Source organism: Microbacterium sp. AR7-10 (assembly GCF_001878835.1).
Lineage (GTDB): Bacteria > Actinomycetota > Actinomycetes > Actinomycetales > Microbacteriaceae > Microbacterium > Microbacterium commune.
Genome location: NZ_MJIR01000045.1, coordinates 1 through 21,436 on the forward strand (window position 1 = coordinate 1; position 21,436 = coordinate 21,436).

The window sequence follows — 21,436 nt, forward strand, 5'->3', positions numbered from 1 at the left end:
GTGTGGTAAACATGTATAAGCAAAACGCGAGGTTTGATAGTAGGTGGTGTGTTGTATGGACAAGTAGTTTTTTTTTTTAGATGTGTATAAGAGACAGGCGTCGATGCACAGCTGGCGCGAGACGCCCCACCGGTGCCCGGCAGAGCGATGCTTGTGAACCGCGTCGAGGAAACGGTCGATGTTGTTCTGCGTGTAGACGCGACGGACCGTCAGCGCGGTCCCTGTCCGCGCCCACACCCACATGTGGAACGACGCGGACATCGTCATCAGGCGTCGGGTCACGTCGAACGAATGCGGCAGCATCGCCGCCGCAGTCTCGACCGTGAAGGACCGGGTGGCCGACCACGCGCCAGCCATTGCCGCACTGTTCGGCCGGTACCTGAGGATGATCGGCGCCGCCAAAGCGGGTAGTTGCGGGTGGGAACGAAGAAGCTTCGCCTGCTCGGCGGTGATGTCGGTGAGTCGGTGGTTTGCGTTCATGACCCGCATGTACACGGCGCGATCCAGAACCTCGCGCACGGCGTGTCGCACCACCCGCAGCACGCAGCACCGACCTACTCCGACCGACCCGGAGCGTAAGACCGCAACGCGGGAAGCGGTGCTCTTAGGGGGAGAACCCCGCGAACCCGATCCAATGCTGCGAGGTGCTCCAGACCGGCGATGCGCAGCAGATCGCGAGGCGGCGTCCCCGCCTGTAAGTGGGTCAGCAACCAGGTGGTCCGCATCCGTGCCGGCCGGACATCCAGCTCGGTCGTGTGCCCGCGATGCAGGAAGTCAGTCACCTGCGCTGATCGCACACCGGTCCGCCCGACTCGGAACACCCACTGGTCCGGATCCCTCTCGCTCAACGCGTCGCGAAGACCGGGCTGCCACGCCGGCAGGACGGGAACAAGGCGTGGTCTGCCGGACCACACCAGAATGTGCATGTCGTCGCCTCGCACATCGACATCGCCGGCACGTACCGACAACAGCTCTCGGGTTGCTAGCCCTGCCCCGAACCCCATCGCGAGAAGCACCGACGCGTCTCTGCGTCGGACCGCAGATCCCTGAGCGCGTGCCCAGCTTCGCAGCGTCGCGATCTCAGCAGCGCTGTATGGCGGGGTCGGATCGGACCGCGGGATCGGAAAGGGCTGCTCGGACGGCGGTGTGACCGCGTCTACGATGGCGAGAAGAACAGACCGGTACGTGGCGCGACTTCCCCGTGTGAACGAGTCCATTCCGCGGTGCACGAACTCCTCAACCACCCAACGCCGGAACATCCGCGCCGCATCCAGTTCGAGCCCTTTGGTCTGCCATGCCCACAGCACGAACGCCGTGGCGACCGAGTAAAGCGCGCGCGGCTCACGACCTGTGCGGCGCGCCGTCGCTGTGACCGCCGCGGCCACCACTGGCTCCAGAATCTCCCAGTAGCGCGCCGCCTTGATAGGCGCGAAGCCCTCGCTCTCCACACTCTCGCGGTCGTCTGAGTTCGTCACGGCACGAGAGGCCCCGCGGAAGACGGATGCACAGAAGGCATCCGGGTGATGGCTGACACGGTCGCGCACGTACGTCGCGTGAACCAGACATCCGGCGCTCCTCGGTCGATGAGCAGCACCATCGGCGCGCCGACCCTGCACGTTGCCACGGCGACCAACGCTGCCGGCGCCGAGTCGACGGCGACGAGGACACCTGGGCGAATCTCCGCCATACGTATAACCTGTCGCTGATCCAGGTCGAGGCGATGGGTGACACCGTCTTCAGTGCTCACGACGAACACGCCCTGCATCTCGTCGCGCACTCGATCCTGCGAATCGCTGCCCGTCTGCACCATGACGCCTCCGTTCAAGGTGCCAGCAACCCTACGAACCTCGCGCACGCGACTCCGCCGACTCAGCGACAACGCCGCCGGATCGCGGCGCGTTCTCGCATCACGAGGTCACCGCGCATAGGTGCATGGGGCGGAGCAGTTCCGCCCCGTGAAAGGACCATGTGCCCGCGCCGACCCCTGAAGAACTCCACGCTCGAGCCGAACGACGCCTACGAGCAGCGGGACTGGTCGATCCCATCTCCGAACGCTTCGCAACGTCGGTGACCGCGGTGCTCGACGGGGACGTCGTTCGGCAGCGCCGCGCCCTGAACTGGATCACCTCCCTTCACGCGTACGAGGAGCACTGGCGACGCGTAGGACGCACGCCGCGTGAGAACACCCGAGCGAAGACGACACTGCCGAATGACGCAAGGCACCTCGGCGAATGGGCTCGGTACCAACGTCGATTCGAGGGCGGGCTCAACGCCTACCAGCGTGCGCGACTGGACGTCTCGCCCGCCTTCGAGTGGGACATTCTGGAGCGCGCCTGGAACCAAAGGCTCGAAGAATGCGCGACATTTCTTTCGACGGCCGGTAGGTTGCCGCGTCTGCACGCCGCAGAACCGTCCGAGTTCATTCTCGCTCGCTGGCTGGGGCGCCAGCTGTTCCGTCTGCAGTGCGGTCGGCTCGAGACTAAACGTGCAGTCGAACTGCACCGGCTGCTCAGGAAGGCGCGACGAGTCTAAGTCGACAACCTCGATCCTCGGTCCGCTGCATCCGTCACGTCGGTCACCGGTTACGACCTCTGACTTCCATCCTGGCCTGTGACGATTTACAGGGGCACTGGGATGAAAGCCACTATGCCGATAGCAGCTAGCAAGGCCATAGGACCGCTGCGGGCTACCTGTTCAGGACTGCCACGCCCACGCATCGTGCTTGGCGTCACGAATGGCTTCTTCGATGCGTCCGTCGTAGAGAAGCTGAATGTTGCGGGGCGGGTCAGCATCAGGCAGCTCAGTGTTCAGCCACTGCGCCCACGTCCACGGGTCAGATACACCCGTCTCCAGTACACGGAGCACCCTTGTGAGCCCCTTCACCACCTTCCCGTTTACGAGCTGGAAGCTGGGGAAGAGCAGTACATCGTCTATAGTCCGCATCATCAGCAGGCGCGTATGCTCCCCAGCCTCGATGACCTCGGCCTCCGTCCAACCGAGAGCACGCGCCATGCTCGGCACCGTGTAACACGGGCCGACGATCTCAGCCCACGGGTTCGGCTTCATCCCATCGGTCACGTCTTGCCCTCCAGACGAGGTGTGTTGCGGCGAACAACGGGTTCAACGCGGTCAGTTGAAGATCGGGGATCATCGGCATGCTCCCCGACGGCAGGGAGCACCGAGGAGGCTTGAGCCGTTCGCGGTGTGCCCCATTTGTGCGGGCGCGGGAGCTTAGCGGCCAGCCTTGCATCTGAGGGGCGTGGAACATCACATCGCATGGGGGACTTGTCTCCGAGTCGGCGAATCGGCTCCCTCGACTGCTCGAACACACGACCCCACCGAAAGCGTCGGCTCTTCAGTGACGTTCGCTGACAGCCTCGCGCGTCGCCAAGCCTTGTCATGCGGCGCCGTCAGCCAGCGACGTCGGCGTGCGCCGCTACATTGGGGAGTGCCCGCCGCCACCTTCACTCGGTGCGCGCCGTCACGGGCGCAAGGAGAAGCACAACGCCATGACACCGACCACGAAAGAAGCCCAGCGCGCCGAGCTGCATAAGACGATCTGGCGGATCGCGAACGACCTGAGAGGGTCGGTCGACGGGTGGGACTTCAAGAGCTACGTGCTCGGCATGCTGTTCTACCGATTCATTTCCGAGAACCTCGCCGCCTACATCAACAAGGGTGAACACGATGCCGGCGACGCCGACTTCGACTACCCGCGCCTTCCGGACGAACAGGCTGAATTCGGGCGCCACGAGACGGTGGCGGAAAAGGGCTTCTACGTACTCCCGTCCGAGCTGTTCCAGAACGTGCGCCGCCGCGCTTCGAGCGATGAGAACCTCAACGAAACGCTCGAGCGGGTGTTCAAGAACATCGAAGGATCAGCAGTTGGCACCGACAGCGAGGACGACCTGAAGGGCCTGTTCGACGACCTCGATGTGAACAGCTCGAAGCTCGGCAACACCGTCGCCCGACGCAACGAGAAACTCGTCAAACTCCTCGATGCCATCGGTGACCTGCCGCTGGGGAACTTCGAAGACAACGCCATTGACCTCTTCGGCGACGCCTACGAGTACCTCATGCAGATGTACGCCTCCCAGGCCGGAAAGTCCGGTGGCGAATACTACACCCCGCAGGAAGTGTCCGAAGTCCTCGCACGCATCACCGTGATGGGCAAGACGCGCGTCAATAAGGTCTACGACCCCGCAGCCGGCTCCGGGTCACTGCTGCTGAAGTTCGCGAAGGTACTCGGCCGTGACAACGTCGGCGGGTTCTACGGTCAGGAGATCAACCTGACCACCTACAACCTCGCCAGGATCAACATGTTCCTGCACGACGTCAACTACGAGAAGTTCGATATCGCGCACGGCGACACGCTCCTCGACCCGCACCACTGGGACGATGAACCATTCGAAGCCATCGTCTCCAACCCGCCCTACTCCATCAAATGGGAAGGCGATGCCAACCCGCTGCTGATCAACGACGAACGGTTCGCGCCGGCGGGCGTCCTGGCGCCGAAGTCCAAGGCCGATCTGGCCTTTACCATGCACATCCTGAGCTGGCTCGCCGTCAATGGCACCGCCGCCATCGTCGAATTCCCCGGCGTGCTCTACCGCGGCGGAGCGGAGCAGAAGATCCGCAAGTACCTCATCGACAACAACTACGTCGACACCGTGATCCAGCTGCCTCCGGACCTGTTCTTCGGCACCACCATCGCGACCTGCATCATCGTCCTCAAGAAGTCCAAGACCGACAACTCGGTGCTGTTCATTGACGCCTCCGCAGAGTTCAAACGCATCGGCAACAAGAACAAGCTGCTGCGGACTAACCAGGAACACATCCTAGAACGCTTTATCCTGCGCGAGGACCTGGACTACGTCGCTAAGGTCGTGTCGAACGAGGACATCGCCGCGAACGAATACAACATCTCCGTGTCGTCTTACGTCGAACAGAAAGACATCCGCGAAATCGTTGATATCGAGGCATTGAACGCCGAGATTGCACGCATCGTTGCGCGACAGGCCGAACTGCGCGTCTCGATTGATCAAATAGTCGTCGACCTGGAAGGCAAGAAGTGAGCCGAATCGATGAACTCGTTGCTTCCGTTGCTCCACAGGGCATCGAGTTTAGGGCGCTCGGTGACATGGCAGTACTCGTGCGCGGAAATGGCATGCCGAAGACCGACCTCACCGACGCTGGCGTTGGTGCAATACACTACGGGCAGATCTACACGCGCTACGGTGCATGGACCACCAGCACTCTTTCGTATGTTGCCCCAGAAACTGCAGCGAAGCTCGTAAAAGCGAACCCGCGGGACATCATCATCACCAACACCAGCGAGAATGTTGAGGATGTGTGTAAGGCGGTCGCCTGGCTGGGCGATTTGCCAATCGTGACGGGTGGTCACGCAACGGTAATACGCCACGATCAAGATCCGAAGTACTTGGCGTACTGGTTTCAATCGGAGTCATTCCGCAAGCAAAAAAGGGCTCTGGCGACTGGCACAAAAGTCATTGATGTCTCAGCTCGCCAACTCGCAAAGGTACGAATTCCCGTGCCGCCTCTCGAGGTTCAGCGCGAGATCGTGAGAATATTGGATCAGTTCACTCAGCTGGAGGCGGAGCTGGAGGCGGAGCTGGAGGCGGAGCTGGAGGCCCGTCGACAGCAGTATGTCTTCTACCGGGACGAGCTTCTGGCTTTCCCCGAAGCGGGGGGGGTACGGAGGGTATCGATGGGTGACGCGGGTTCCTTCTTCGGTGGCCTCAGCGGAAAGTCGAAAGCCGATTTCACCGACGGCAATGCGCGCTTCGTGTCGTACATCAACGTGTTCAACAACATCGCCGTCGATCTCGCTCGCGATGACTTCGTGCGCGTTGACCCTGGCGAGCGGCAGCGTACGCTTACGCGTGGCGACATCATCTTCACCGGATCATCTGAAACTCCGGATGAGGTCGGCATGTCCTCGGTCGTGACCCAGGGTCTGGCAGAGCCGACGTATCTGAACAGCTTCAGCATCGGCTTTCGGCTTGACAACCCCGACCTGCTCGACCCCGAGTTCGCGAAACATCTGTTCCGGTCGACGGGCATGCGTCAGCAGATCATCAAGACGGCCAGTGGAGTGACGCGCTTCAACGTTTCGAAGGCCCGTCTCGGAAAGGTTGAGTTCCCCGTTCCCAGCAAGGACGAGCAGGCCCGTATCGCAGGAGTCCTCGACGACTTCGAGGCGCTGGTCAACAGCTTGTCAGAGGGTCTCCCAGCGGAGCTTGCCGCTCGTCGCCAGCAGTACGAGTACTACCGGGACAAGCTGCTGACATTCGAGGAGGCTGCGGCGTGAGTACGACTCCTGTCAACGTGCAGATTCCGTCGGATTCCCAGGCGCCGGTGATCGCGGATTTTGTGGAGCATGCGCTACGGGCTGCGTATGTGGATCGTGCGCACCTGGGCTCATTGCCGATCACAGAGTGGGATGTGCCGGGTGTCTATATTCTTCTGACCGGTGACGGCTCGGGGCGCGTGTACGTGGGGCAGGCTCGTCGGTTGCGCAGTCGGCTGAGTCAGCACAACTCCAAGGAGAAGCTGCCATGGCGACGCGCGGTCGCGATCAAGCGCGATACGACTGACGGGTTCAATACCGCTGAGATCGGGTATCTCGAAGGTCGTGTCTCGGCCGAGGTCTCTGTTCTCGACAGTCTCACCGTCATTCAAGGGCAGGTCAGCGGCGATGAGACGTTGCCGAAGCACATGATGCTCTCGCTCGACTCGTTCGTGAAGAGCATCCTCGCGGCACTGCGACTGGCGGGCATCGATACGACGCGCAGTAATCCTGAGCAGGATCCGGAAGACGAGGCTCCATCTAATGCGTCTGGGGGCCGAATGACCTTCAACGCCAAGTTCGCCGATTTGGTGTCCAGTGGCCTCCTGCGGGGTGGTGAGACGCTGTATCTGCGCCAAGGTGCTGTTGAGGAGACGGGCACCGTCACTGCTGATGGTGAGATCGTGGTGCGTGGAGTCGCTTATAAGTCGCCTAGTGCGGCTGCGGCTAACGCGCTCCATCTCCAATCATCGAACGGGTGGATAACGTGGCACGTTGGAAGCCTGGCCGGAGTCACGCTCGATGTCCTACGCCGCCAGTGGCTGGAACAACAGGACCAGGAATACGTGAGATCCAGAGCTCGACGGGAACCGCGCGTAAGGGACCGTGGGGTCGGGGGTGACGCGTGACGACGCATTTCGACCCCATTGCGGTCTCGTCCGAGTCGACGGTCGTCGCCGCCTACGAGGTCGACCCGGCGGCAGCATCCGCGTACCAGTCGGAGTCTGCGCTTGAGCAAGAGCTGATCCAGGTGCTGAAGTCGCAGGCCTATGAATATCTTCCGATCACGTCCGAGGCGCAGCTGGTAGCGAATCTGCGGACTCAGCTGGAGGCACTGAACCAGATCACGTTCTCCGACGGCGAATGGGTCGAGTTCTTCGAGACGAAGATCGCAGGCAAGAACGATGGCATCGTGGAGAAGACGGTGCGAGTCCAGGAGGATCACGTCCAGCTTCTGAAGCGTGATGACGGGTCTACGAAGAACATCACATTGCTGGATAAGCAGAACATTCACAACAATCGTCTGCAGCTGATCAATCAGTATGAGATCGGTCAGGGCGAGGGTGGTGCGAACTACGCAAACCGTTACGACGTGACGGTGCTGGTCAACGGGCTGCCGATGGTGCACGTCGAGCTGAAGCGGCGTGGTCTGGACATCCGGGAGGCGTTCAATCAGATCGACCGGTACCAGCGGGATAGCTTCTGGGCGGGATCGGGCCTGTTTCAGTATGTGCAACTGTTCGTGATCAGCAACGGCACTCTGACGAAGTACTACTCGAACACCACGCGCAGCCAGCACCTCAGTGAGGCGAAGAAGCCCGCCAAGGGGCGCAAGACGTCGAACTCGTTCGAGTTCACGTCGTGGTGGGCGGATGCGCAGAACAAGCCGATTCAGGACCTGACCTCGTTCGCGAAGACGTTCTTCGCCAAGCACACGCTGCTGAACATCCTGACCCGGTACTGCGTGCTCACCGCTGACCGGCTGCTGCTTGTTATGCGCCCGTACCAGATCGTCGCTACCGAGCGGATTCTGCAGCGCATCGACATCGCCACGAACTACAAGCGCCTCGGCACGGTCGCTGCGGGCGGGTATGTGTGGCACACGACGGGGTCTGGGAAGACGCTGACGAGCTTCAAGTCCGCGCAGTTGGCGTCGAAGCTTCCGAGCGTGGACAAGGTGCTGTTCGTCGTGGACCGTAAGGATCTCGATTATCAGACGATGCGCGAGTACGACCGGTTCGAGAAGGGTGCGGCGAACTCGAACACGTCCACGGCGGTGCTGAAGAAGCAGCTCGAGGATCCGGGTGCGCGGATCATCATCACGACGATCCAGAAGCTGTCGAACTTCGTCCGCGCGAACAAGGGCCACGAGATCTACTCCGGCCATGTGGTGGTCATTTTCGATGAGTGTCACCGTTCGCAGTTCGGTGACATGCATACCGACATCACCCGGGCGTTCAAGCGGTACAACCTGTTCGGCTTCACTGGGACTCCGATCTTCGCCGCCAATGCGGGCAGTGGCGGTAACCCGGGGCTGAAGACCACCGAGCAGGCGTTCGGGGAGAAGCTGCACACGTACACGATTGTTGATGCGATCTCCGACAAGAACGTGCTGCCGTTCCGGATCGACTACGTCAACACCGTCAAGGTCGGCGCGGTGGTCGACAAGCAGGTGTCGGCCATCGACACAGAGAAGGCGCTACTGGCGCCGGAGCGCATCAGCCAGATCGTCGAGTACACGCTGGAGCACTTCGACCAGAAGACCAAACGCACCGCCGGGTACACCCTCGGCGGCAAACGCGTGCGGGGATTCAACGCCATCTTCGCCACCGCATCGATTGACGCCGCACGCCGGTACTACAACCACTTTCAGATCCAGCAGGCGGAGCTCCCGCCGGATCGTCGCCTGAAGATCGGGCTGATCTACTCGTACGGCGCGAACGATGCCAGTGATGACGGGATCCTCGATGATGAGGCGTTCGACACGGACGCGTTGAGCGCGGATGCCCGAGGCTTCCTCGAGGACGCCATCCAGGATTACAACGGCATCTTCGGTACCAGCTTCGACACCACGTCGGATAGATTCCAGAACTACTACAAGGACCTCTCGCTGCGGCTGAAGAACCGGGACCTGGATCTGGTGATCGTGGTGAACATGTTCCTCACCGGGTTCGATGCGACGACGCTGAACACGTTGTTTGTGGACAAGAATCTCCGTGCGCACGGCCTGATCCAGGCGTACTCGCGCACCAATCGCATCCTGAACTCCGTCAAGACCTACGGCAACATCGTCGCGTTCCGTGACCTGGAGGAGGAGACCAACGCCGCACTGGAGTTATTCGGCAACAAGGACGCCCGTGGTGTCGTGCTTCTCAAACCGTACAGGGAGTACTACGGCGAGTATGCGGACAAGGTCCAGGAGCTACTGGCGTCGTTCCCGCTGGAGCACCAGATCGTGGGGGAGGAAGCGCAGAAGGCGTTCATCCAGCTGTTCGGGCAGATCCTGAGGCTGGAGAACATCCTCACAGCGTTCGATGACTTCGCCGGCCAAGAGAAGCTCACCGACCGGCAGGGGCAGGATTACCGCAGCGTCTACCTGAATCTGTATGCCGAGTTCCGCAGGGGCAGGGAGGCGGAGAAGGAACTCATCAACGACGATGTCGTGTTCGAGATCGAGCTGATCAAACAGGTCGAGATTAACGTCGACTACATCCTGATGCTTGTGCAGAAGTACCGGGCCGAGCACGGCGACGGGGAGGACAAGGAGATCCGCTCTGAGATCTCCCGCGCCGTCGATGCCAGCCCGACGCTGCGCAACAAGAAGGACCTCATCGAAGCGTTCGTCGACTCTGTCTCCGTCGATGGAGCCATTGACGAGGAGTGGCAGGCGTTCATCGCCGCCAAACGGGAGGCGGAGCTCGAAGCGATCATTGAGGAAGAGCGGCTCCGTGCGGAAGCGACGCGGGAGTTCATTGGCACCGCTTTCCGCGACGGCGCCCTCCGCACGACAGGTACCGCGATCACGGATGTCCTCCCGCCGGTGAGCCGCTTCGCTGCCGACGGCGGGCATGGGGAGAAGAAGCAGCGTGTGATCGCCAAGCTCGGGATGTTCTTCGAGCGGTTCTTCGACTTGGCTCGCGGGAGTGGCGACTAGGGACGCGGCGCAGGCGCTTGCGCGGGCGTTTCGGCTCAGGGCTAGCTTCACGCATCGCGCCACGCTTCCGAGATCGCGCGTCCTCATCGATTGGACTGGCGACACCCGTGACAATGTTCTGGCTGACGGCCAACGGCCTCTGCAGGACACGCCAGAGCGCCCAATCGGCGTGGGCTTTGGTTGCGTCCTTTTCGTCGAGACGCTGCAGTCTCTACAGCTCTGAAGGGAGCGATGACGGTAGGGCGTTCTTGGCCATGCTCATTCTCCTTCGTAGGGTGATGCAGAGTAGCCGGAACGCTCCAGTCGGGCTACTAGACGATCAAGACCGACACGAGACGGCGCAACGAACCACTTCTGCGATCCCAGCGTCTTCACGAGCTTCGGCGAGGTCGCGTAGTAGAAGCGAATGAATTGTCGACCGAGAGCGGATGCTCTGAGCTTGTCATCGCGCCAACGGCGGAGAACGAGCACTTCTGGTGCGTCGTAGCTGCCGTAGATAGCGGTCGCGACGTAACAGCCACCTTGTTTCTTTGGTGCGACGCCTTCCTCTAGGCCGAGCGACGTCCCGAGATAGGTGAGCTCTGCGTCCGATAAGGCTTCCATCGTGCTGGTGATTAGACGCATGCGGGTTGGGAACTCCATCGCGTCGAGGTTCCGGCTCTGCGATCCGTACGTCCAGCCGAAACCAGCACCGATGTTTTCCTCGAGATCGCTGTGCAGATATCCCCAAGGAGAGAACATGGGCGCCATCGCATTGCGGTCGAGCCTGGAGAAAGCGAGCGTCTTGCCGACAAGGGTCTCCCAGTAGACCTGATCCAGCGTGTAGGCGAAGTAGATCCGCATTTGCTCTTCGATATAGCTCTGCGCGATGTCTTCGAGCTCCATACCGTTCTGGACGTGCTGACGATACTCCGGGTGCTGAACAACAAGCTGACGGCCGAACTCTTCCAGCGAGTCGGCCGAGCGTGTTGCCAGACTGATCTCGTTTCGCATCACATCGATTTTCTTCAATCTGCCCTCATCCCTCGCACACCTATGTGCAGCGTCAGACTATCGGTCAGCGTTGGCGAAACCGGCGCAGGGCGTCCTGCTCGACGGCAGATGAGCATGGTGTGATGCAGGAAACGGTGGCGGGTTAGTCACGTGGCCAGGTCCGCCGGTGGTCGGCTGGCGGTCTCGTACTCGACGGACATCGACCGGGTCTGCCTCCCTCCAATTAGTCGACGTCCAGTCGACCTGTCAGCTCTCACCGTCCCGAAGGTAATCTGCCCTCTCCCGTGGGGCCAGATGCCCGAATGTCGTGGGATCGGTAGTTCGTTGCCGCTGATCACGGAATCGTGATGATCGTTGACATGCTCGACGGCGAACGGAGCATCCATGAGGCGCACCCCAAGCTTCGGCCTGCGGAGAGGAACGAGGGCTCTGCCGGGCTCAGCTTTGCATCGCCTGCGGTGCTCAACGCACTACCCGGTGAACCTTTTCCGCCGGCCGTGACCCGCGAGCGTTGGCGCATGGACAGCGACCGAACGCGTCGACCAGCGGCGTGCTGTCGGAGGATCGGTAGTTCGCGGCGCCGATAGGCGAAACCCTCGGGACCAGCGAACAGCTGCTCCGAACCGTGAGTCGCTGGGTGAGAGATGGAAAGCCAACGATGCAACTGCGCAGGTCCCCAAAGCGAGTGAACCAAACTTCAACCCGCTCGTTAGAGCAACACTGCGCGGCACGGGAGGGGCGATAGTGAGCAGCGGGTCTGAGCGGGCATGCGATGACCCATTGGAGCTGCCGCTGACGGAGCACTCCCCAGCAGGCTCCTACCTCGTGATCACCGCGTCACGCACCATCTATCTGATCGAACTAGTAGCCGGTGACGCATCCGCCACCGTCACTCGCTACCCGCGGACACGTTCTCTTCTACTGGACGGGGAACCTCTCACCGGAGTGCGCAGCTTCCATTTCGACCCCAGGTCAGGGCTTGGCCACATCGTCTGGTGGAAAGAGAACCGCGCGGATGGTGATCGCCCCGACGAGCACTATGCCGGAACGGTGCGCACCACCAGCCCGGTCTTGCTCCTCTTGCGTGCACACCGCCCAACGGAAGAGACGAGGTCGCGCTCAGCGGACAGCACGGACACCGAGGAACTGGTCCACCGGCTGAGCGCAGCGCAGGCCGCGTCCGAACTGGACGAAGACTTCATCGAGGTCTTGACGGTCCTCGTACGACACGGACGCGGCGACCCGGGAACGCAAACGCGCCGTGACGATGAAGGCGGGACTCATGGTTCGAGATGAGCCAGCGCCATCCCTGGTAGAGATCGTCGCGGAGACTCGCCAACTGCTGCGCCACCTCGACGACGTTCCGTGGCCCCAAATGGATATGCGGTTCTACATGCACGGCTATGACGAGCTACACCTCGCACTCGAGCGCCTCCTGGAAGCAGTGGCGCAGGAACTTGATGCAAGCTACTAACGGGCGGCGGGAGGTCGCCCGTTCCGGCAGGCGCACGAGCCGACGACCTGACTCGATGTCCCCCGCGACCATTGCCGCCTCAAGGGCTGCTCGCGCCTGTGCCCCGGCCGAACCGCATCGTAGATCTTGCGTCGCACGGCTTGTGGCATGGTGAAGCGCGCTCATGGTCTTATGGTCTGGGGGCACTCGGCGCCTTCGCAGACACGGCCTAGGGGTAGACGATGTTGAAGTGGCGACTCAGCGAGGTGCTTCGCGAAATCCTCGTCTGGTTTGGCGTTGGCTCCTCTCAGAAGCGGCGGGACTGCGACGTCCACCGCCTGGCTCCGCGGGAGATCGGCTCATCAGACGTCGTCGACTTGCGTCTCGGTGCAGCCCTCGTTGAGGCGACGCTGTTTTGGCCTACGTGGGTGCATCGCCGTGTGGACAGCGTCGAGGTTCTCGAGGGCGAGAACGGTCGTCGACGTCACTCTGTCGACTGCACGCCGCTTGATGACCCGCGACTGGCGTACGACCGGGCCAATCGCGGCTTCGCAGTCGTCTCCGAGGTCAACGGGCCGCTGATGGTTCCGCTCATGTACATCCCTAAGGGCCCTTTGCGTGACTTCGATGCCTACACAGGGAGCGGCGCCGTAATGCCCGTTCTCGGGACGCGGGAGACTACCCAATGCGGAGTCGCGATGGTCTTATGGATGCTCCACGTTGACGGGGTGGGCTACGATCATGGGCTCGTCGAGGCACTCGAGGAAATCGTCGGGCCCAACGTCGCAAGCATCGAGTCGGAGGTCGTCCGGGAGCTAGTGCATCACGGGGTCTGGAATGGGCGGCAGGTCGTTGACCCCGGCATCTTCTCGAAACCCGACTCGGACGCACGCAATCTAGTGGAGACGCTAGCCAGCGCGTTTCTTCTCGTTGGCCTCCTTCCCGCGGATACGACTGGCTACCGCCAGGTAGTAAAGCTCTCGTACCACTGGCACATTCCTTCCACCGCGCAGAGCTGGGGGAGCGCAGTTCTCATCGCGGCAGGCTTCAAGACCAGACGTCTTCGACTTCGGCCGGACGCCGCCAGCGCGACAAGTTCCTACCATCTCGAGGTTCGCACACCTAGGGAGGCAGATTGCGTCTTGGTTCAGCTTCCGGGTGCAGACGACGACGGGCCCGGTGTCGACGTCTCCGGCATGCCGGTCGCACACGTTTACATGAAGTTCGATGCCGACCCGACGGATGACGCTGTCGCGATCTTTCGCACCCCAGTTTGGGGGCTTCGCGGTCTTACGATGATCGTAGCGATCTTTAGTTGCTTGACAGTCCTTCTGGCGCTGGTGCTCGACGACGCCATGGGCGTGTGGCGCGCGGACCCAGAAGGGCCAGCCACCGTGCTGCTAGTCGCTCCGGCGGTGTTCTTCACTTTCATTGCTGTGCGACGTGAAAGTGCGCTTCTCCATCGTCCGCTCATGACTCTGCGATTCGCCATTGCGTTCGCTGGGATCAGCTTGCTGCTGGTGGCAGCGAGCATAGTCGGAGGTCTCGAAGATGGCTGGATCCACGGGCTGTGGTGGACAGTTGTCGGGGTCAACGGCGCTGTTTTCGTGTTTCTCCTTGTGGGACGTCTGCGAGAGTTGTTAGAGACTCCGTCAATTGTCGGACCGGGCGTCTAGACTGAGTCGAGGAGGAGTTGCCATGGCACCTGAGGTTCGCGAACAGATAGAGGCCACGCGTCGTTCTGCGGTAGACGGCGGCCGGATCCCCTCTATCAGCGCTCGTAGCACCGTGCCGGTTGCGCACAGCCTCGACACCCGCCTGTCCCGCTACCTCAGCGCGAACTCGCGAGTGAACGCCGACCGGCACAGGTTCTGAACCTTCAGACCGAACTCCTACGCCTTCAAGGCCCTGGCGCGCCATCTAGAAGGTCGGGCTCCCCGCCCGAGGATCGCTGTCACCGCCGGAGAACCAGCGTCTCCACGCCGAGCAAACTACCGCACCCCCGCGGCGGGTTACAGATCCGAGCACTCAGGGCCCAGTCTGGAGGGCGCCTCAATCATCTGAGAAAGGTGGCGGGTACGTTCACCCGCCCCATCCCTTGGGAACGTCCCCGCGAAGTCAGTGATCCCGGGGTCGGCTTGGTGCTGCATCAGTAGACGCACCATATCCACGTTGTCATCGGACGCTGCCAGGAACAGGGGCGTCGTTCCGAGCAGTCTCCCAGTGATCCCGCCCTTCGCCGTAGTCGATGCGGCGCAACCCGTTGATGGGGGCGCCGGCGCGGAGCACGGTGACGACATCGAAGGTGCTGACAGATCCATGCAGTCCCTGGGTCAACCCAGCGACGAACTCCGAGAGGAGCGACTGACTGTCGAAGACCGCAAGCGCTCGAATGGCCTCATCCACGTCGCGGTAGCTGTCGATGACTATCAGCTGGTCCTGATTCATGCGTTCCCGTCCCTGAGTCGGCAAGAGCCTATCGGCGGGTGATGACTACACCCTCGAAGTCGGACGCGTTCACCATCATCGACCGATATCGAAAGCGGCGTCATGGACGCTCAGGATCTGAGTCGATAACGTCTGAGGTTCGCGTGGTCTGCTCGATATGGTGGGCCTTATGTCCGGCCCTTCGCTCGCCGCTGAGCGCATCCTCTATCCCCTCACACTCCACTCGGCTTCCGACGTGCGAACCGCCCCGGCAAGTCCCGGCGTTTACGGATGGTGGATGAGGAAGGATGCTCTATACGTTCCAGACGCGCCGTACCAGGAACAGGACGGGCACCAGCTCTTGTATGTCGGCATCTCGCCCCGGAAGCCGAGTGCCGCTGGGCGGGTCTCAAAGAGCACGCTGCGCGAACGCCTAGTAACGCACGCGACCAAGGACGCTTCGCGTTCCACGCTTCGGCGCACCCTCGGTATTCTCCTCACGGAAGAGCTCGGACTCACCCTCGGCGTGCACAGCGGTCGTGAGCACTACGGTCCCAAGGGCGAAGCTCTCATCAGCCGTTGGCTCATTGAGAACGCTCGTGTTGCGTGGGCTGTAGACCCACGACCCTGGGTAGCCGAGGATGAACTACTCGAAGACGCGACGCTGGCCCTCAACCTCGACGGGCGTTCGGATGCTTTCGCGCGTTCCATCTCGGACCGGAGAAGGGCCGCGCTGGCCGCAGCTCGCGCAGACACGTTCTGAATCAAGCGGCGTTCCAGGCCGCGAAGAGAATTGGCTCGACCGCCTTCTGCGATAGGCCCGCATCCTTCAGCAACTCGACGACCAGCGTTCCCACGAGGAAGGTCACCATGCGATGTCTGTTGAGGTCACCGTGCTGAGTCGGCGGCACATCCTGACCAACACGGTCATTCTCTGTCTTCGGTGCGTACGCGACCGCCAAATGGCCGGTCGCATGCGTGTACTGCGTCTCCTCGCGCCAGGCCGAGAACAAGCCGAGCGTGATGGGTGCGGCCTTCGCAGCGTATGTGACGGCCTTCACCTGCTGGCGCAGCTCCTTGTCCGCCAGCATCTCGGCAACGACCTCATCCATCGCGCTGAGGTCGATGTCGTGCTCGTAGCCCATCTCCTTCAGAGTGTCGTAGAAACCTGTCGTCAGACTCTTCTCCCTGACTATGAAACCTTCGAGTACCGGGCCGCGCTTGTCCATATCCAACGTGCGGAGCCACAGCAACCTGAACGCAATTTCCACGAAAGCCCGACGGTTCGGTGCAGCCGCGTGCGCCAGACCCTGCGCCGTCAGCGTGGCAATCACTTTCGACTGCGCGTAGGCCGCACGCATCCAGCCGATAAGGAACGGCGAGTCATACGCCGCGGGGATGTACGACAGGTCCAGAGCGAGCATCCGGTCAGCAGTCGCGATGATGCGCGCTGCTTGTTCCTGCAATGGGGTCAGCCGCGCGGCTCGTCGGTCTGCCTCAGCTCGTCGTCCGCTCATGCCTCGAAGATAGCGGTCTGCACCATTACCGCTAGATTCGCGAGAAGTGGCTGCGCTGATGAAGTGCCAAAACCTCATCTGACAAGCGACCATAGCCAGCGAGGTACCGATGCGCAGCCACGGGTCGCCGGCGCTGCGGAGAGTCGGGTCATCAGCTCACAGATCTGGGCGCTTGCGCAGGTTGCGACGAGCGCGAAACTAGGGCCGACCCTCGCTGCCGTGCCACGGGGATCCGCCCTTCACCCCCCAGTGCTCGGTCATCCACTTCACAAGCCCGCGAACTCCTTCCGGGTCATGCACGTCAGGGGCATCAGCCATCGCCGTGATGATTCGCTCAATCGTCTTCGTCCGGGCGAGCCCGTTGCAGTGCAGCGCTCTCTCTGCGGTGAACCGCGGCGGAAGTGACTTCTGATAGCAGGCGAACAGATACAGAGTGTGGCATCGAGTGATGGGCAGGTCATCGAACAGTGCAATCTCAGGGCGCCGGCCACCGCTGGAGAATCGTGGCACCCTGTTGATGTTGCCATGAGTCATCACAGCGAGCGCGTCTTCCGGCCGACCTGTGCTGAGCGCGCGGGTGAACGAGGGCGCATCGGATACCACGTCTGGCTCCGTTCCCATCGCGGCCGGCCACGTCGACACGACACCCTCAGCATCCTTGGCCGCGTCGAACACGATGAACCGTACGTCGGTGCGAGTCAAGGTCACATGATGACAGTAGCGTTCTAGTTGGACACTACCGGCGAGGATCCGTTTTTCGAACTATCACGTGTTCTACGCAGCGGGCTCGAGCGGGGTGAGGTGCTTGCCGACGCAAGCGCGGGACGTAGTGGCCTGGAACGTTGATGGGCGGCTGGATGCGGTGATGCGCCCTGCCGGTCACAGGCCGAGTGTTCCATCTGCGACAGCGATGCCGTCGAAGCTCCGCGTGCGGCTACCTCGGTGCACCCGAGCGATGGCGCGGACGGACTCGTCGACGACTTCCCTGCACAGCAGCAAGGATGATTCTTGCGCTGGGGGCCGCCCCTGCAAGCGTGGGAGCAGCGCTCCCAAGACGTCGTCAACTGAGCGGATCATCCATGGCATCACGAACTCGTAGAAGAGATGTGGATCCATGAGGTGGCCGTCAGCAAACGCCTGTCGTATGCCTAATCGGCTGTCGTCGGCGAGAGCGCCCAGCGACGTGACAACTCGCGCTCCGACTTCGACGTGAAAAGCCAAGCCCACCTGGGCGGCTCCCCGCTCTGCGCGGAACGGTGTGATGACAGGCGCTACATCGTGGATTTCGTTCCGAACGACACGCAGGGCATCGTTCAAGTGTTTCGCATGTCCTCCGTCTGACCAGGGGTCCTCGAGGTCGGGGAACTCCTCGATGACGCGTGCGCGCCAACGAGGATTCTGCCACTTGATTCGCGGAGGATTTGACTCCGGCGGCTTTAGGAACTCGTTGATGATCCGCGCAAGCACGTCATGGAACGCGACCATGTCTACCAGCGAGTGCGTGAACGTGAGCGAGATCTCGTTAGCGATATCATCGGTCGCGGCCTGACTTGTCAGAAGGGCGATACGGTCCCGCGCCTTGAACAGGTTGCGAGCGCGACTCAGTACCGTGAGGAGCCGCGCTGCCGAGACACGACCTTCCGCCCGGTTCACGAACTCTGTGAGCGACGGAAGGTGCACTTCAGCGACCTGCCGGTGAAACTGCGTCGACGACGCGGTGACGGTCACGTTGGGCACTTTCGCCAAGATGAACTGACCATCACTCCGGAGATAGAGCGCGACGAGCGCGAGCGCGTCGCCTGGTAGCGACACCTGGCAGTTACCGGCGTCGAGTAGCCGCGTACCCAGGAGCGCCTCACGTTCGGTGATGAGCAGGTCGGCCTGGACTTCTTGCGCTACGGAGATGAGCAGCGCCTCCGCATCGTTCGCCGATCCGTGTTCTTGTTCGAGTACCGTCTTCGCGAGGAAAGTCTGGTCATGTAAGAGCCCGTAGGATGCGACTGAGTCATTCGTGGCGGTGGTGATTTTATGTGACACCATCACGTCGTCGTTCTCCTTGACCACCGTCCAGCCGATTGCTTCGTCGCCACCCCAGAGTGCATCCGAAGGACGCCGAGAAACCGCCGGCGGCGGGCCCTCATCGGCATAGAGGCTCATGCTGATCTGATGGCTTCCCAGAAGCTCGCGAAGCACAACCTCGTCAATGCTCTCGGTCACCTGAAGCCGCTCCCAAATCGGTGCATCGACAAGCACGCGCAACGGTCGGGCAGCGCGTCCTTCTCGCAGCAGCGGCTGGCGATCTTCGTGATGTGCTCGAAACCGAAACAGCCCGTCCACCGAATGCGCTCACCTCCCATTGACCCTGTTGGACCGCAAGCATCGCACGAAAGAGTCGCTCGAACGCCAACGACTTGTTGGCGAGCCGAGAACAGGTGCGATCAGGAACCCGTTCTGGTCGGTCGCGGAACCTGGTCGAAACCTCGGTCGCGGGATGCTGGCCGCTGGGAGGGTCACATCACCAAGATGGAAGCCGGCTCGGGGACACGTCGTTCGTTGACCGAGGGTGACAATCGGCCAAGAGAGTTTAGACACTAGCTAGGGGCCGACCGTGAACAGGCCGGCGAGCGAGTGACCAGTTGTGCGTGCGGACAACGAGCTGCAACTGCGAGAGGTGACCGGTCTGAGCCGCGGTTCCAGTTGCGGCGCGTGCGATCATGTCGCCCACAGCGAAGGTGAAGGACCCGCGAGCACCGCTTCCACAATGCCAGTCGCTCACCCTGCACGAGCAGCTCGCCATGAGGTTCCGACGTCAAGGGCAGCGGAATCGGTGCTCGATACGCTGAAACCACGCAACGGCCATTTAGGTGCCGGCATCGCGACGAGAGCAAAGAGGGTAGTGATGGTCAGTCTTCGTGTAGAGGTTCGCAAGAAGCTCTGGGGCAACGCTGGCAACCGATGCGCCTTTCCCGCGTGTGGTCAACGCCTCGTCAGCGATGCCGGTGACCCCAATCAGTTCTCTAGTCAGCAGACCGCGGTGCTCGGCGAAGAAGCACACATCCGCTCCTCGAAGGTAACCGGTCCCCGCTACGACGCCACATATCCCGCGGAACAACTCAACGAGTACGAGAACCTCGTGCTTCTTTGCCCCACGCATCACACCGTCATCGATAAGGACAAGGGAAGAGCATGGCCGACGGCGAACGTGCTGGAGATGAAGCAAGCGCATGAAGCGCACGTAGACGCAGCGATGGGTTCTCCCGCGAAGAGCAGACTGGAACTGGAGGTCGCACTCGCAGCCCGAATCGACAGATGGGAGGCCAGCATCCATCTTGCCGGATGGGAGGAGCTCTCCCGCCGGTTGAACTATGTCGTCCCATACGTGACTACTGAGCAGTGGTTCGCACTTTCGCAGACATCAGCTTGGCTAGCGGGCCTGGACTGGCCCCATGAGTATCCGAAGCTCGCAGCGGCGTTCGAGACGCACGGCGCAGTGCTCTGCGTCCTAGTTCAACACCTTACGGACGTCTTCGTGTCTGATGGGAAAGAGCACAGGATTAGACGACGGCATAAGGAGCGCTGGTTCGGAGGAAGTGACGGCGAGCGCAAGTACACCGAGGCGATCTCGCAGTTCGGGGTGGACGATGCTGTTACTAGCGTTCTGATCACCGAGCTCACTCGCACTGTGAACCTTGTGATCCAGGCGGTGAACAAGGAACTTATTCCGCTTTACAGGTTCAATGATGGACCCGTTCAGATGATCGAGGGAGACGTGTTCTGGGGTCTCTGGTCTTCCACGCCTCGTTACGATCCGCTGGACTGGGAGACCTTCCCGCGAGCCTACGTGCTTAGCGACGTCGCTCAGCGCGTGAGGGATGAGCTGCAAGGAGGGGACCCCCGTAACGGCGTCAGGATGGACATCGCCGCGTTTGATCCGAGCCTTAACGGGCGAGGAGCACTCGGCCGCCGGCGTTTGAAGCACACCCAACCAGTTCCCTCATCTACCGATGAGGCGTGAAGAAGGGCGCGCTCGTGGTGCCGAAGCGCGTTGCCAGGCACGAGGATCAACGATTTCTGCACGTCGGCGTCTCGCCCTCGGAAGCCCGGCGCGGAGGGCTGGACACGAAGGAATATGCGTCGTGTCTGTGGCACCTGAGGCTTACCTCTTGCTGCGAAGTGCGCATCCATCGGCGCCGATTGCGCGTTGCGTAGCGGCGCCACGGGAAATCGCAACAGGTCAACAGGAAAGACAGGAGCGGGGTCGCGTCCCGACCGGTGCCAGGTGTAGTTGTGCCAACAGCCCACGTAGACGCAAGAGGAGGTTGTGTCGATCCGCGAGGATCGAGACACCCTCCTCTTTGCGTCTACTCGCGCTCGTAAAGCGGGGCCACGCGGCGCCGAGAGGCTCCGCGCGCCGCCGTACCGCCCAACCCATGCCGATCTCGATGACGAGCGGCGCGTGGAGGGCACCGTGGGGATGCAGCCCGCCCGTTTAGGGCCGAATCTCGCAAGAGTTTCCGGCCCTCGTGCACGCCTGCGAGCGCTGAGGGCCTCAAAAAGGCCTCCGCTTGTCCACAGGCTCTATCAGGATGGGCGCCTGCACGCGTTCATGGTTGACGAGACGAACCGGGCTTATGCTGAGGGCCCCTTCTTCATTGTGGGTGGCACGGCAAGTCGCTCTTGCCTTCCCGCCGTCGACGCGTCCTCGGGGGCGAGCCGGTGAGCTAGCTCGGGATGCAGGTACGGCACCATGCGGCGGATCCAGAGTTCGTTGGGGTGGAGCTTACCAGTCAGTGAAGCAATGC

19 protein-coding genes are annotated in these 21,436 nt (G+C 61.8%); 9 read left to right on the forward strand and 10 right to left on the reverse strand.

Annotated features, from left to right (window positions below):
* The 3 genes from BFN01_RS05700 to BFN01_RS05710 form a co-directional block, all read right to left on the reverse strand.
* The coding region (locus BFN01_RS05700) for a hypothetical protein (protein WP_218161801.1) at positions 1-480 on the reverse strand (480 nt) is incomplete at its 3' end.
* A 74-nt stretch (positions 481-554) separates the two neighbouring features.
* Complete coding sequence (locus BFN01_RS05705) at positions 555-1,475, reverse strand: hypothetical protein (protein WP_071642427.1); 921 nt, start codon at positions 1,473-1,475, stop codon at positions 555-557.
* Positions 1,472-1,810, reverse strand: a complete 339-nt coding sequence (locus BFN01_RS05710; protein WP_071642429.1) for a hypothetical protein — start codon at positions 1,808-1,810, stop codon at positions 1,472-1,474. Before BFN01_RS05710 ends, BFN01_RS05705 begins: the two co-directional genes overlap by 4 nt.
* Positions 1,811-2,067: 257 nt before the next feature.
* Here BFN01_RS05710 and BFN01_RS15155 point away from each other — a divergent pair, with 257 nt between their 5' ends.
* Positions 2,068-2,532 carry a hypothetical protein gene (locus BFN01_RS15155; protein ID WP_143187167.1) on the forward strand — a complete coding sequence of 155 codons (465 nt, stop codon included), beginning with the start codon at positions 2,068-2,070 and terminating at the stop codon, positions 2,530-2,532.
* Between the two features lie 162 nt (positions 2,533-2,694).
* On the opposite strand, the gene BFN01_RS05715 is transcribed toward BFN01_RS15155, so the two are convergent.
* Positions 2,695-3,078, reverse strand: a complete 384-nt coding sequence (locus BFN01_RS05715; protein ID WP_071642431.1) for a hypothetical protein — start codon at positions 3,076-3,078, stop codon at positions 2,695-2,697.
* 431 nt (positions 3,079-3,509) lie between these two features.
* On the opposite strand from BFN01_RS05715, the gene BFN01_RS05720 reads away from it, so the two are divergent.
* From BFN01_RS05720 to BFN01_RS05735, 4 genes are read left to right on the forward strand one after another with little or no spacing between them, the layout of a single operon-like run.
* Positions 3,510-5,075, forward strand: a complete 1,566-nt coding sequence (locus BFN01_RS05720) for a type I restriction-modification system subunit M (RefSeq protein ID WP_071642433.1) — start codon at positions 3,510-3,512, stop codon at positions 5,073-5,075.
* Complete coding sequence (locus BFN01_RS05725) at positions 5,072-6,331, forward strand: restriction endonuclease subunit S (protein ID WP_071642435.1); 1,260 nt, start codon at positions 5,072-5,074, stop codon at positions 6,329-6,331. Before BFN01_RS05720 ends, BFN01_RS05725 begins: the two co-directional genes overlap by 4 nt.
* On the forward strand, positions 6,328-7,218 hold the full coding sequence (locus BFN01_RS05730) for a GIY-YIG nuclease family protein (RefSeq protein WP_071642437.1): 891 nt from the start codon (positions 6,328-6,330) through the stop codon (positions 7,216-7,218). Before BFN01_RS05725 ends, BFN01_RS05730 begins: the two co-directional genes overlap by 4 nt.
* A complete protein-coding gene (locus BFN01_RS05735) occupies positions 7,215-10,244 on the forward strand; it encodes a type I restriction endonuclease subunit R (RefSeq protein WP_071642439.1) in 3,030 nt (1,009 codons plus the stop codon). Before BFN01_RS05730 ends, BFN01_RS05735 begins: the two co-directional genes overlap by 4 nt.
* Positions 10,245-10,502: 258 nt before the next feature.
* Here the strand turns inward: BFN01_RS05735 and BFN01_RS05745 are convergent, their stop codons facing one another.
* A complete protein-coding gene (locus tag BFN01_RS05745) occupies positions 10,503-11,255 on the reverse strand; it encodes a CFI-box-CTERM domain-containing protein (protein ID WP_143187168.1) in 753 nt (250 codons plus the stop codon).
* Positions 11,256-12,062: 807 nt separating this feature from the next.
* On the opposite strand from BFN01_RS05745, the gene BFN01_RS15160 reads away from it, so the two are divergent.
* Complete coding sequence (locus BFN01_RS15160) at positions 12,063-12,533, forward strand: hypothetical protein (protein ID WP_143187169.1); 471 nt, start codon at positions 12,063-12,065, stop codon at positions 12,531-12,533.
* Positions 12,534-12,932: 399 nt separating this feature from the next.
* Positions 12,933-14,366 (forward strand): hypothetical protein, encoded by a 1,434-nt coding sequence (locus tag BFN01_RS05755; protein ID WP_071642447.1) that lies wholly within the window; start codon positions 12,933-12,935, stop codon positions 14,364-14,366.
* A 336-nt stretch (positions 14,367-14,702) separates the two neighbouring features.
* On the opposite strand, the gene BFN01_RS16000 is transcribed toward BFN01_RS05755, so the two are convergent.
* Together BFN01_RS16000 and BFN01_RS15760 are read right to left on the reverse strand one after the other, a co-directional pair.
* Positions 14,703-14,861: a hypothetical protein gene (locus BFN01_RS16000; RefSeq protein WP_371260993.1), complete on the reverse strand. Its 159-nt coding sequence runs from the start codon at positions 14,859-14,861 to the stop codon at positions 14,703-14,705.
* Between the two features lie 4 nt (positions 14,862-14,865).
* Complete coding sequence (locus BFN01_RS15760; RefSeq protein ID WP_071642449.1) at positions 14,866-15,138, reverse strand: hypothetical protein; 273 nt, start codon at positions 15,136-15,138, stop codon at positions 14,866-14,868.
* A 169-nt stretch (positions 15,139-15,307) separates the two neighbouring features.
* Here BFN01_RS15760 and BFN01_RS16005 point away from each other — a divergent pair, with 169 nt between their 5' ends.
* Positions 15,308-15,880 (forward strand): GIY-YIG nuclease family protein, encoded by a 573-nt coding sequence (locus BFN01_RS16005; RefSeq protein WP_071642573.1) that lies wholly within the window; start codon positions 15,308-15,310, stop codon positions 15,878-15,880.
* Position 15,881: 1 nt separating this feature from the next.
* Here BFN01_RS16005 and BFN01_RS05770 read toward each other — a convergent pair whose 3' ends face one another.
* From BFN01_RS05770 to BFN01_RS05780, 3 genes are all read right to left on the reverse strand, one after another.
* Complete coding sequence (locus BFN01_RS05770; protein ID WP_143187170.1) at positions 15,882-16,634, reverse strand: hypothetical protein; 753 nt, start codon at positions 16,632-16,634, stop codon at positions 15,882-15,884.
* 198 nt (positions 16,635-16,832) lie between these two features.
* Complete coding sequence (locus BFN01_RS05775; protein ID WP_143187171.1) at positions 16,833-17,336, reverse strand: hypothetical protein; 504 nt, start codon at positions 17,334-17,336, stop codon at positions 16,833-16,835.
* Between the two features lie 177 nt (positions 17,337-17,513).
* On the reverse strand, positions 17,514-18,851 hold the full coding sequence (locus tag BFN01_RS05780) for a hypothetical protein (protein ID WP_143187172.1): 1,338 nt from the start codon (positions 18,849-18,851) through the stop codon (positions 17,514-17,516).
* Between the two features lie 610 nt (positions 18,852-19,461).
* On the opposite strand from BFN01_RS05780, the gene BFN01_RS05785 reads away from it, so the two are divergent.
* Positions 19,462-20,649, forward strand: coding sequence for a hypothetical protein (locus tag BFN01_RS05785; RefSeq protein ID WP_143187173.1), 1,188 nt, complete (start codon positions 19,462-19,464; stop codon positions 20,647-20,649).
* Positions 20,650-21,436: the final 787 nt, after the last annotated feature.

Coding starts and splice junctions, on each gene's coding strand:
- BFN01_RS05710 (WP_071642429.1), bottom strand. CDS start 1,810: ATGGTGCAGACGGGCAGCGATTCGCAGGATCGAGTGCGCGACGAGATG.
- BFN01_RS05720 (WP_071642433.1), top strand. CDS start 3,510: ATGACACCGACCACGAAAGAAGCCCAGCGCGCCGAGCTGCATAAGACG.
- BFN01_RS05755 (WP_071642447.1), top strand. CDS start 12,933: ATGTTGAAGTGGCGACTCAGCGAGGTGCTTCGCGAAATCCTCGTCTGG.
- BFN01_RS15760 (WP_071642449.1), bottom strand. CDS start 15,138: ATGAATCAGGACCAGCTGATAGTCATCGACAGCTACCGCGACGTGGAT.
- BFN01_RS16005 (WP_071642573.1), top strand. CDS start 15,308: ATGTCCGGCCCTTCGCTCGCCGCTGAGCGCATCCTCTATCCCCTCACA.
- BFN01_RS05770 (WP_143187170.1), bottom strand. CDS start 16,634: ATGAGCGGACGACGAGCTGAGGCAGACCGACGAGCCGCGCGGCTGACC.